The organism is Pseudomonas sp. Ant30-3 (genome assembly GCF_000690905.1).
In the GTDB taxonomy this organism is placed as follows: Bacteria; Pseudomonadota; Gammaproteobacteria; order Pseudomonadales; family Pseudomonadaceae; genus Aquipseudomonas.
This window is the reverse complement of record NZ_JMCL01000010.1, coordinates 70049-81624: the sequence shown is the minus strand read 5'-3', so window position 1 is coordinate 81624 and position 11576 is coordinate 70049. Positions and strand designations below refer to the sequence as shown.

Here is an 11576-nt window from a genome sequence, read left to right as displayed (position 1 = left end):
GGAGGTTGACTACAAATCCAGTGTGGGAGCGAGCCTGCTCGCGATGAGGGTGGCACATTCATTATATATGTTGAATGACACACCGCATTCGCGAGCAGGCTCACTCCTACAATGTATCTGTTGCGTTCACAAAATCAGGCTCGCGCCTGCGAATTCAGGGCTTCCCCACTTCAGAACAGGTCTTCCACCTGGTCCAGCACCGCGCGGTTCATCTGGCCGGTGTGGGTGTGCAGGCTGACGTAGCTTTGCAACATGTCGAGTTTGGTGTTGAGCAGGTCTCGACGTGCCTGGAACACGCGCTGCTGCGCATCAAGAATATCCACAGTGGAGCGCACGCCTCCCTGAAAACCTTTCTCGGTGGAGATCAGCGCCCGCTGGTTGGATTCCACCGCCCGTTGCATCGCCTTGCTTTTGGTAAATCCGGCAACAACGCCCAGGTAATCAGCCTCGATGTCTTCGGCCAATTGCTGGCGCTGCACGTCATAGTCGGACTGGGCGCCGGCCAGTTGCGCTTCAGCCTTGGCCACCGAGGCGCGTACCGCCCCGCCGCGATACAGCGGAATATCCAGCTGAACCCCGACGTAATAGGAATCCTGGCGCGGGTCGAGGTCCTGGTATTGACGGGTTTCCCGGCGGCTCAGCTGAGTAGTCAGCGACAACGTCGGATAATGCCCGGCGCGCTGGCTGTCGGCCTGGGCCTCGGCAACTTTCACCGTCGCCAGCCGGGCGGCCAGCTCGGGGCTGGCTTCGCGGGCAATCGCGGTCCAGTAAGGCAAGTCACGTTCCGGCGGGATCGGGTTACCTGCGGCGACTTCTTCGCGCATCGGCTGAATGTCGTCGATAGGCACGTTGGAGCGACCGGACAATGCCCGCAACGCAGCCACGCGGCGGGCCTGGGCTTCCGCCTCCTGGGCGTCGACCAGATCAAGTCGCGCCTGCGCCTCATCGATATCAGTGACTGCACCCTGCCCGCCCTGATAAAGCTTTTTGCTCTGGGTCACCAAGCCGCTGATGGCCGCCTTTTGCTGGGCGATCAACTTGATCTCGTTCTCGGCCCGGGCGACATCGAAATAGCCCTTGGCAACCCGGTCGAACAGGGCCTGTGTTGCGACATCGAACATCTGCGTGCCCAACCGGCCGCGCGCCTTGCCCTCTTGATACGCGGCCCAGCGCGCCTTGTCATAGAGCGGCTGCTGCGCCGCGAGCGTGATGTTGTTTGCCTGGTAGTCGTTGCTGTTGACGTAGCTGGTATCGTCGCCGCCGTCGGTGCGCCCGCCGTAGCCGTAGCGCGAGCTCAGCGACACTTGCGGATAGAGCCCGCCACGGCCGATCGCCTCTTCATGGGTCGACGCATCGAACGCATGGGCGGCCGACTGCACGGTCGGATCATTGAGGCGCGAGGCGTCGTAAGCAGCGGTCAGGCTCAAGCCGTTGTCGGCGGCCCAAACGGGACTGAGCGCGGCCCAACCCGTACACAAACCCAGCAACATGCCGGAGCGATAGCGACAACGGGCGGTCATGCTCATTCCTCTTTGAACGCTGCGAGCAAGCGCTCACGCAACGGTTTCATCAGGTAATTCATCAAAGTACGTTCCCCCGTTACCACGGTGACATCGGCGAGCATGCCCGGACGCACCAGCAGCCCGGCTGTCTGCAGCGAGGCGACGGTCTCAGCGGGGATTTCGACCTTGGCGGAAAAGTACGGTTGCTTCGTCTGCTCATCAATCAACTGGTCCGCCGACACCGTGCTCACCGTGCCAGTGACCGTCGGCGTATCGACCCGTTGCAGCGCTGTGAAATGCACATGCACCGGCAACCCCGGGCGCAATTTGTTCGCCATCAGTGGCTCGAATCGCGCCGTGATTGCCATTGGCGCATCCAGCGGTACCACCTGCATCAGCGTTTGACCGGCCTGCACCACGCCGCCGACCGTATGAATGCTCACGTCCATGACCTGCCCCGACACCGGCGCACGGATCGCCGCGTTGTCGACTTCAAACTGCAAGGCACGCATCTGATCGGCAAAACCCGCAGCCTCGGCAGAGACTTCGCTGAGCTGGGTTTCAGCATCACGGCGAAACTCCTGCTGCGCCTGCAACGCCTTAAGACGGCTTTCGTTGATCGCCTGGCGCGTGCGCCCGACATCGCCGATCCCGGACGCAATCTGCCCGGCCAGTTGGGCGGCATTGCGCTCGGACTCGAAGAGTTTGTTGCGCGGGACGTAGCCCTCACGGGCCAAATCGCGCAGGCCTTCCAGCTCCTGCTGCTGGAAGCGCATCTGCGCATCGTAGTTGCGCTTGACGCCTTCGTAGCCCTGCAATTGCTGCTGCAATGCGGCGGCCTCGTGTTCGATGATCTGCAGGCGGCTGCCCAACTCTGCCCGGCGGGTCAGAAACAACTGGCTCTGCAATGCCATCGCGGCCTTGACGCGCGGCTCGGCGGCGCGTTCAGTCAGCTCCTCCGGCCATTGAATCTCGGCAGAACCAAGGCGCTCGGCAATCAACCGCGCCTCGACGGCGCGATCGTTGAGCAACTTGCCCCGGGTGACGTCCAGTTGCGACTGCGCCTGCACCGTGTTGAGCTGCACCATCAACTGACCCTGAGTGACGCGATCACCATCACCGGCCGACAGTTTTTCCACGACCCCGCCGACGAGCGATTGCACCGCCTTGCGTTCGCCGGCGACCACCACAGTGCCGCTGCCGACCACACCCTGGTCGAGCGGCGCCAGGAACGCCCAGAGCAGGAAGGCGCCGAGCGTCAGAATCAGGAAACCCATGCCGTAGCGTGCGGCGGCCCCGGCGTCAGAACTGGCGCGGGGCAGCGTTGTGGTGTCACGCAGGTTCGGCATCGAATCGTGAGCAGCTGCTGGGGTTACATCACGCATCTTTTCCGGCCTCCCTGATCACTACCGCTTTTGGCGCGGGCATCAATGCCTTGAGCACCCGGTCCCGTGGACCGAAGGCTTGTTGAGTACCGTCCTTGAGCACCAGGATGTGATCGGCCACTGCCAGCACATTTGGCCGATGGGTGATCAGCACCACGGTGCTGCCCGCAGCCTTGAGCGCACTGATCGCCTGCACCAGTGCCAGCTCGCCTGCTTCATCCAGGTTCGAATTGGGCTCATCGAGCACGATCAGCGACGGGCGCCCGTAGAGCGCACGCGCCAGGCCGAGGCGCTGCTTCTGTCCACCGGACAGACCCAGCCCGCCGGGGCCCAGCGGCGTGTCATAACCCTTGGGAAACCTCAGGATCATTTCGTGAATGCCGGCATGACGCCCGGCAGCGATGATCTTGTCGGCGTCTTGCTCGCCAAAACGGGCAATGTTGTCGGCCACGCTGCCGTCGAACAGTTCGATGTCCTGCGGCAGGTAGCCAAGGTGCGGACCCAGCGCGTCGTGGGACCATTGACTGATCTCGGCGTCGTCCAGACGCACTGAGCCGCCCATGGCCGGCCAGACCCCGACCAACGTCCGCGCCAGCGTTGATTTGCCGCTGGCGCTGGGGCCGACGACGGCGAGCACTTCACCTTTGGCCAGGCTGAAATTGATCCCGCGCAAAATCGGCTGCGCAGTGCCTGGCGGGCCGGCATACAGTTGCTCCAGACGCAACGCGCCGGTAGGCGCCGGCAACGGCATGCGCAGACGCTCGCGCGGGTGCTGATCGAGCAGTTGACTCAAGCGCTGGTAACTCTGGCGTCCAGAGGTGAATTGCTTCCACGAACCAATGGCGATTTCCACTGGCGCCAGAGCTCGCCCCAGCAACAGCGACATCGCAATCATCATGCCCGCCGATATTTGCCCCTCAAGTACCAGCAATGCCCCCAGACCGAGGGCCAGCGACTGCCCCGAGATACGCACGAAGCGGGTGGCCGACGTGATGCGTGCGCTGCGATCGCTGGCATGCGCCTGAGCGGCGATGATGCGTTGCTGCAGCAGGCTCCAGCGCTGGCGCAACGGGCCGAGCATGCCGAGGGCCTGAATCACTTCGGCATTTTGCAAGGTGCTGTTGACATAGATCGACGACTGCACGCCCAGCCGATTGGCCTCGCCCAGACGCGCGCGTGTCGCCAACTCGCCCCACAGCGCCAGGCCGACCAGCACCAGGGCGAGCACCAGCGTCAGCACGCCGAACCAGGGATGGAAGATGAACGCGACCACCAGGAAAATCGGCAACCAGGGCGCATCGAACAAGGCAATCAGGCCCTGGCCTGTGATCAACTGCCGCAGTGTCGCCAGATCGGTCAGCACTTGCGCCGGGTTGGCGTTGTGCTCACGCAGGCTGCGGGCGAACGCGGCGTCGAAAATCCGCTCGCCCAGGGCCTCGTCCAGCCCGGCGCTCATGCGAATCATCACCTCGCCGCGCACCCATTCGATCAAGGCACTGAACATGAACAGTCCCACCGCGATCAGGGTGAGCATCATCAGGGTGGTTTCATTGCGACTGGTAAGAACCCGGTCATACACCTGCATCATGTAGAGCGACGGCACCAGCACCAGCAGGTTGATCACACCACTGAACAGCGCCAGTGACCAGAACACCCGGCGATAGCTCAATAAAGCGGCATCAATGTCGTGACGAGGATCGAGAAGCAAACCCATAGAATGTTGCCCGCATAAGAAAATAATCGATCCAAGACGCAATCCATCGCGAGCGTTTTGCCCAAAGGCATTGGAGAAAACACTAAACGTAGCCTGACTTTTGCTATCGGAGACGATCCTAGTCCCCACAGGCGCCAGTTACTGACAGCCCAACCTCGGATTAGTGCCAGTCACACCAGCAGGTCGTGACGCGGATAACGTGCGGGTCGATTTGCCCCCCCCCGACCGGCCTTGCTCAACCAGCCTCCCAGCCATGCGCCTCCTCAATAAAGTGCAGCACTGCACAGGATCGCTCATCAATGCGCGATATCAGTGACAGCCGCTGCCACCGGCACTGCTCTGGAATGCTTCGAGTTCACGCCCTATGGCGCTGTGTCTGCAACGACTCTGCCAAAGCTGTTTATTCCGTTCATGCACCCGACCGGCGGCCCAATGCTCTAATAACGACATCCAGTATCGGCCTGGCCGCACGGTCCCAGGCTGCGATGGCAAAACGCTATAAATTTACCGGTATGATCGATAAGACGGCAAGCCTGATGGGCAAAACATTTGCGCCCAGGCCCGTACATTTCATACCATCGGGGCGGGTGCTCTGCTGCATGATGCGCAGGGCAGGTTAATCTCAAGCGTTGGTCGGGCCGCCAGCGGAGAATACCAGTGCCTGAAAATAAGCCCTTGCCTGTTTCTATCCCCCGCCCTCAAGTGCTTACAGAAAAAGCGCTTGCAGCGTTTGAACGGTTTTCACACATCGAAGCTGTCAGCGGGATCGCGTTGCTGATTGCAGCCATTGTTGCCTTGGTGTGGGCGAACAGTTCTTTTGCCGAGAGCTACGAACACCTTTGGCATACGCAAATCACCATTGGTTATGGCGAGGCCAGCGTCTCGCGATCCCTTCATTTCCTCGTCAACGACGGCCTTATGACCATTTTCTTTCTGGTCGTTGGTGCGGAGATACGTCAGGAAATCCATGATGGCGCCCTGGCCAGCTTCAAGATGGCTCTCCTGCCAATGGGGGCGGCACTCGGTGGCGTGGTGGTTCCGGCGTTGATCTACATTGCGATTAACCATGGGACAGCCGCCAGTAACGGCTGGGCCGTGCCGACTGCAACGGATATCGCATTCGCTGTCGGCGTGCTTGCCTTGCTGGGCAAGTCGATCCCCGGAGGCGTGAGGGTATTGTTGCTGGCCTTGGCGATCATCGATGACATCGTGGCCATTCTGATCATCGCTGTGTTCTACACCGCGAGCCTGGACTACACGGGAATCGCCATCGCCTCAGGCGGTATTCTGCTGCTACTGATGTTCCAGCGAATGGGCCTGAGCCGGATGGCTCTTTATATATTGCCGGGTGCGATCATCTGGTACGGATTGCTGAAGACGGGCGTGCATCCGACACTGGCGGGCGTGCTTCTGGGGCTCATGAGCCCAGTGCGCTCAATGCCCATGACAGAACGACCACTGGATATGATCCAGAGAAATTTCCACGATTTGCTGGATAGATTCTCTGCCAAGGACACTCCCGACCAGTCAGTCGCCAAGCCACTGAAAGAGCTCCTTCAAGCGCAGCGGGAGATGCTTTCCCCGGTGCAGCGTATTCAAATGACACTTCATCCATGGGTAGCGTTCTGCATCATGCCGCTGTTCGCATTGGCCAACGCGGGTGTGAGCTTCGCAGGCGCCGATCTCGACAATGCACTTTCACAACATGTGTTCATCGCGGTGGTGCTGGCGTTGGTTGTCGGCAAGCCAGTAGGGGTGATATTGGCCTCCTACGTGCTCGTCAAAATGAAAATGTGTGAGCTTCCCACCGGGGTGACCTGGCCTGGCATCGTCCTCGTCGGCCTGCTCGCCGGTATTGGCTTTACCATGTCGATCTTCATTGCGTCGCTGGCATTTGACGATGCAGCCCTGCTGGCTGCTGCAAAATTGAGCGTGCTATGCGCTTCCGCTGCTGCCGCGATAGTGGGCCTTACTTGGGGTGCGTTACGGCGATCCGCCAAGCCTCAACAGGCGGAACTAAAGAGCGAATGAGCTCGGTGTGGGGTACTGTCCAGATCAGAAATGAGAGCATGATTTGGGAAGATCAAACCCCGATCGGCTTTCACGCAACCATGAGCTTGATACCCCACAGTGCTGCCATACCTGCAACAAGTGTCAGCACTGTGCTTCGAGTCTTCCAGGCCACCCAGGCAGCAATAATGGCTGCGGGAATCTGAGGGTTATCGAATACAAATCCACTTTGGCCACCCGGATACACCACCGCTGGTAACACCAGCGCTGCCAGCACACTCGCCGGTACATACACCAATGCTCGACTCAGCGACTCGGGCATTCTCCAGCGGCCATACAGCTCGACGAACGAAAGACGCATGACGAAAGTCCCGATGCCAACCGCCAGGAACATGCCCCACAAAGCCAGATCACTCATCGACTTTCCTCCTGATCGCCCAGGCGCCGCTCAGGTTTTTTTTTGCGGACGCTTTCAGTCAGCAGGCCGGCAATAATGCCACCGATGGAAGCCGTCACCAAACCCAGGTTATAGGGCAGATCAACCGCCATCACGGCGATCAGCCCGCCAACGGTTGCAGCGACCAAGGTCGGCGCGCTGCGTATGTTGGGTACCAGCAACGCCAGAAATGAAAGCGGTACGGCGAAACTCAGGGACCACGTCTGCGGAATGCTTGCGCCCAAGGACACGCCGGCAATCACTGAAAGCTGCCAGGTCAGCCACATGGCACTGGCTGTACCGGCGTGAAAATGTGGGCCAAAGCGACCCAGTTCACCGGATGAAAACTTCAGGATGGACAACGCATAGGACTGGTCGGACAGCATGTATGCCACCGGCCACGAGTAGCGACGGGGCAAGTGGTGCAGGTAGGGAGCCAGCGAAGCGCTGTACATCATGAAGCGCAAATTGATAATCAAGGCGGTGGCAATAATCGCGGCTGGCAATACTCCGTTTTGGAGCAGCTGTAACGCGACCAACTGGGCGGAACCCGAATAAAAAAGCAACGTCATGCCGATGCTCATGCCGGGCGACATACCCATTTCGATCGCCAACACCCCGGTCACCAGGCCGAAGGGAATGACGCCGGGCATCAACGGAACCAGCGTGCGAACTCCTTGTACAAAAGCTTCTGTTCCCGTTCGGTAAGTCATGTTGCTCCCGTGACATCAGCCGCGCGCAAGTGATCACCCTGCACTGACCCAGCGCCTGATCGTGGACGGCTGAACTTCGCTGTCCACTCCCGTTTCAGGCAAGCTGAAAACCATGCCGCAATGGATCTCTGTCGTCCATGAAAATCGTATGGTGACTGCTGGTCTACGCCCAGCCATTGATATTCGGCTGCATGCCGTCAAATCCTTACCTTCATCGTATTGGTCATGCGCTTCACCCATGCCGCACGCCTGTTGAAAGTTCGAAGAGACGATCAACTGCGCAACGACTTGTCCTCCATCAGACAATTGCCGCCATCGACCACCAGCAACTCGCCGGTGATGTAGCTCGCTTCGGGTGATGCAAGGAACGCGACCGCAGCGGCCACTTCTTCGGGTCGACCTGCCCTTTTGATTGGAGTGGCTTTCGCCGCCTCAACCTCTTCGAGCAGCGTTGATGCGGTGGCGATCCAGCCGGGGGCCAACGAATTGACCGTAATGCCCTGATGGGCAACTTCCAGCGCCAGGCTCATGCTCATCCCCACCATCGCAGCTTTTGCTGCACTGTAGGCAGACTGTCCCGGTGTACTCGCCCGCGTGCCAGTGGTCGAACTGACGTTGACGACGCGCCCGTACCCGCGGCTCTTCATGCCCGCCAGTACGCTTTGAGTTAACAGGAACGCCGTGGTCAGATTGCGCGCGATGGCCAGGTTCCAGGCTTCAAGGCTCATGTCCGACAGTTCGTCGCAGGTTTCTGGACTGCCCTGCATCGTCATGCCAGCGTTGTTCACCAGAATGTCGATCCTCCCCCACTGCGCTTGCGCCCACGTCACCAACGCGCGCACCTCGTCTTCTTTGGTGAGATCTGCCGGCCGCCCTTGCGCCTCAAAACCCGCCGCGCGAAGTTCGGTGACACGTTCATCAATGCGCGAGCTACTGGCCGTCACGATCAACCGGACACCCTGTGCGCCAAGGCGCCGGGCTACGGCCATGCCGATGCCGTGTTCGCTGCCTGCTCCACTTATCAGGGCCACTTGACCCGACCAATCCGCAACCATAGCGCTCGCTCCTTTGCATCAAGTCAATCTCAGCCCTTTACCCTGCCCCTCAGAAACGCTGTCTTGTGCAGCGGTTCGAGCGGTGGCGCATTCAACAGGATAGCCGCCGCAAACGCTCCCGCTCTCCTCTGCCAGCGTAGAACATCGATGACTCCCGCTCCCTGTTGCGCAGTCAACAGAACACCGTGCGTGACCCGTTGCAGGAAGTCGGTATAGGCTCGTTAGCGGTCCTGCTCGCGACATCGGTGAGGTAATACGTGGGGATGGCGCCAATCCATACTTTCGCTGGTTTACCGGCGGCAAATAAATCGACCGCCGTGATGTGTACCTTCGCCAAATGGCACCCGCACCAGGACTATGGAAGTCGCAATGCCCAAAAGTGAAAACAAAGCAGTCAATGCCACCCCCGGTGCATCTTCCAAGGCCAGTGCTCGATACCTTTACCCGCTGGCCATCGGTGTGTTGCTGGCGGCTGTCGCTGCCATCGGCTGGTTTTTGTTGAGCCCGGCCCCGGTGACGCCCAAGCCTGTAGCTCCACCTGCCGTTATCGCTGCGGCACCGGCACCGGCACCGGTCAGCAAGCCACAACCAGCGGTCAAACCCGCCACGATGGTCGATGAACAGCAATGCCAAGGCTGCCACAGTGAGCAGGTCAAAGACTGGCAAGGTTCTCACCACCAGTTGGCAATGCAACCGGCCACGGCAGAGACCATGCTGGGAGACTTCAACAACGTCACGGTCAAGGCCGAAACAGAGACTTTGCGTTTTTCTCGCAAAGGCGATGAGTTCTGGGTCAACACGCCCGGCCTCGATGGCAAGAACAACGACTTCAAAGTGGCCTACACCTTTGGCATTGCTCCGCTGCAGCAATACCTGATCGAAGTTGGCGAAGGTCGCTTGCAAGCAATGGGCGTGGCGTGGGATACGGAAAAAAACCGCTGGTTTCACCTGTATGCCGGTCAGGGGGTGAATTTCAAGAATCCACTGCACTGGAGCAAACCCAGCCAGAACGCCAACTTCATGTGTATGGAATGTCACAGCACCGGGTTCAAGCGCAATTTTGACGCCACTACCGGCACCTTCGCCAGTCAATGGTACAGCCTCGGCGTTGGCTGTCAGGCTTGCCATGGCCCGGCGTCGAATCACCTCGAATGGTCGGCGAAAAAACCCGATTTGGTCCATACCGGCTTCGCCGTGGACCTCATGGACAAGGACGCCACCGTCGAGATCGAAACATGCGCTCGCTGCCACGCGCGCCGGGCGCCATTGGGTGACGGTTTCACCGTTGGCAAACGGCTGATGGATGATTACCTGCCGAGTACGCTGACGCGTGAACTCTACGCACTGAATGGCAAAATCAAGGACGAAGTCTTCGAGCACGGCTCGTTTGCGCAGAGCAAAATGTTCGACAAAGGCGTGCGCTGCAGCAACTGCCATAACCCGCACAGCACCGAATTGAAGGCGACCGGTAACGGCGTTTGCCTGCAATGCCACAACACGGCTGGCAAGACATCGGTCGCAGGCGTTGACGGCCAGGGCCTGCAAGCGAAGAACTACGACGCCATCGAACACACTCGTCATGCTCCGGGCACACCCGGTTCGCAATGCGTGGATTGCCACATGCCCGGCAAGTTTTACATGGGCAACGACTTTCGCCACGACCACAGCTTCAGCATCCCGAACCCGGAGCGGGCACAAAAACTCGGCACCCCGGACGCGTGCCTCACCTGCCACCAAGCCAAGGCAGGCGACAAAATCACGGCCCAGTTCAAAACATGGAATGCCTCCAGCGCGCCTCAGTCTCCCCGTTACGATGAGAGCCTGTGGTTGATCCGTAATGGTCAGCCTGGCGCAGCGCAAGCCCTTGATGAACAGCTGCAACGTAGCGACCTGCCGGCGATTCGGCGCGCCACGTTGCTCGCTGAGCTGCCGCTGTACCCGAGCGAGCAGGCGCTGACACTGGCGACCGAGGCTCTTCGAAACTCCGCGCCAGAAGTACGAGAAAGCGCAGTGCGCGCGATCAGTGCGTTTCTGCCACCGCCGGAGCGAGCGCCGTTGCTCACGCCATTATTGGGAGATCCGGTCAAAGCCGTGCGCATCGCGGCAGCGCGGGAGCTGCTGAGTGTCGGCACCAATGGTCTTGGCGGCGCACAAGCCAATTGGCAGGCGGCGATCGGTGAGTACGAGGCCGTGCAAAAAAGCCTTGCCGAGCGCGCAGAGGCCAACCTGAACCTGGCAATGCTGTATCAGGCCAGTGGCCGCAGTTCGGAAGTCGAAGGCTTGCTGCGCACCGCGCTCAAACGCGATCCGGACTTTTACCCGGCGCTGGTGACACTTGTGCAGTGGCTGGAGGCTGGCGGTCGCAGTTCGGAAGCGCAGCAACTGCTGGCCACAGGTCTGCAACAGCATCCAGATGCAGCGTTGGTCCAGCATGCCCAAGGACTGTCACTGATTCGCGCCCGTAATACCGGCGCCGCCATGTCTTTCTTGAAGAAAGCCGCGCAACTGGAACCCCAGAACGGCCAGTACGGTTATGTACTCGCGGTGGCTCTGCATGAAAGCGGCAAAGTGAATGAAGCCTGCGAGGAACTGGAGCGCCTGCTGAAAGTGCAGCCCGCAAACAGAAATGCTCGTCTATCGTTGATCCAGTATTACCTCGACAGCGGGCAGGAGCCGAAAGCTCAAGCCGTGATGCTGGCCTGGAAGAAGATGAATCCGCAGGACCCGGCGCTGAAGTGAGAAAGACGACCGCTTCGCGTCC

The 11576-nt window shown here is 60.1% G+C and carries 8 protein-coding genes and 1 pseudogene; 2 read left to right on the top strand and 7 right to left on the bottom strand.

Features of this window, described 5'->3' with window-relative positions:
• Positions 1–170: 170 nt before the first annotated feature.
• From DU29_RS0102460 to DU29_RS0102450, 3 genes are read right to left on the bottom strand one after another with little or no spacing between them, the layout of a single operon-like run.
• Positions 171–1520 (bottom strand): TolC family outer membrane protein, encoded by a 1350-nt coding sequence (locus DU29_RS0102460; protein ID WP_028620274.1) that lies wholly within the window; start codon positions 1518–1520, stop codon positions 171–173.
• 2 nt (positions 1521–1522) lie between these two features.
• Positions 1523–2887 carry an HlyD family type I secretion periplasmic adaptor subunit gene (locus DU29_RS0102455; RefSeq protein ID WP_028620273.1) on the bottom strand — a complete coding sequence of 455 codons (1365 nt, stop codon included), beginning with the start codon at positions 2885–2887 and terminating at the stop codon, positions 1523–1525.
• Positions 2880–4601, bottom strand: coding sequence for a type I secretion system permease/ATPase (locus DU29_RS0102450; protein ID WP_028620272.1), 1722 nt, complete (start codon positions 4599–4601; stop codon positions 2880–2882). Before DU29_RS0102450 ends, DU29_RS0102455 begins: the two co-directional genes overlap by 8 nt.
• 657 nt (positions 4602–5258) lie before the next feature.
• On the opposite strand from DU29_RS0102450, the gene nhaA reads away from it, so the two are divergent.
• The gene (gene nhaA, locus DU29_RS0102445; RefSeq protein ID WP_028620271.1) at positions 5259–6632 is read left to right on the top strand and encodes a Na+/H+ antiporter NhaA; all 1374 of its coding nucleotides are present in this window, start codon (positions 5259–5261) and stop codon (positions 6630–6632) included.
• A 70-nt stretch (positions 6633–6702) separates the two neighbouring features.
• On the opposite strand, the gene DU29_RS0102440 is transcribed toward nhaA, so the two are convergent.
• From DU29_RS0102440 to DU29_RS0102430, 4 genes and pseudogenes are all read right to left on the bottom strand, one after another.
• Positions 6703–7029, bottom strand: coding sequence for an AzlD domain-containing protein (locus DU29_RS0102440; RefSeq protein WP_028620270.1), 327 nt, complete (start codon positions 7027–7029; stop codon positions 6703–6705).
• A complete protein-coding gene (locus tag DU29_RS0102435) occupies positions 7026–7760 on the bottom strand; it encodes an AzlC family ABC transporter permease (protein WP_028620269.1) in 735 nt (244 codons plus the stop codon). Before DU29_RS0102435 ends, DU29_RS0102440 begins: the two co-directional genes overlap by 4 nt.
• A 94-nt stretch (positions 7761–7854) precedes the next feature.
• Positions 7855–7962: pseudogene (locus DU29_RS1000000133115) on the bottom strand (proline racemase family protein); the annotation flags it as partial.
• Between the two features lie 70 nt (positions 7963–8032).
• Positions 8033–8815: an SDR family NAD(P)-dependent oxidoreductase gene (locus tag DU29_RS0102430; RefSeq protein ID WP_028620268.1), complete on the bottom strand. Its 783-nt coding sequence runs from the start codon at positions 8813–8815 to the stop codon at positions 8033–8035.
• 369 nt (positions 8816–9184) lie between these two features.
• On the opposite strand from DU29_RS0102430, the gene DU29_RS0102425 reads away from it, so the two are divergent.
• The gene (locus DU29_RS0102425) at positions 9185–11554 is read left to right on the top strand and encodes a tetratricopeptide repeat protein (RefSeq protein ID WP_028620267.1); all 2370 of its coding nucleotides are present in this window, start codon (positions 9185–9187) and stop codon (positions 11552–11554) included.
• The last annotated feature ends 22 nt before the right edge of the window (positions 11555–11576 follow it).

Excerpts from the sequence above, each read along its gene's own strand:
- DU29_RS0102430 (WP_028620268.1), bottom strand. The coding sequence starts at position 8,815 with ATGGTTGCGGATTGGTCGGGTCAAGTGGCCCTGATAAGTGGAGCAGGC.
- DU29_RS0102460 (WP_028620274.1), bottom strand. The coding sequence starts at position 1,520 with ATGACCGCCCGTTGTCGCTATCGCTCCGGCATGTTGCTGGGTTTGTGT.
- DU29_RS0102455 (WP_028620273.1), bottom strand. The coding sequence starts at position 2,887 with ATGCGTGATGTAACCCCAGCAGCTGCTCACGATTCGATGCCGAACCTG.
- DU29_RS0102440 (WP_028620270.1), bottom strand. The coding sequence starts at position 7,029 with ATGAGTGATCTGGCTTTGTGGGGCATGTTCCTGGCGGTTGGCATCGGG.
- DU29_RS0102435 (WP_028620269.1), bottom strand. The coding sequence starts at position 7,760 with ATGACTTACCGAACGGGAACAGAAGCTTTTGTACAAGGAGTTCGCACG.
- DU29_RS0102425 (WP_028620267.1), top strand. The coding sequence starts at position 9,185 with ATGCCCAAAAGTGAAAACAAAGCAGTCAATGCCACCCCCGGTGCATCT.
- DU29_RS0102450 (WP_028620272.1), bottom strand. The coding sequence starts at position 4,601 with ATGGGTTTGCTTCTCGATCCTCGTCACGACATTGATGCCGCTTTATTG.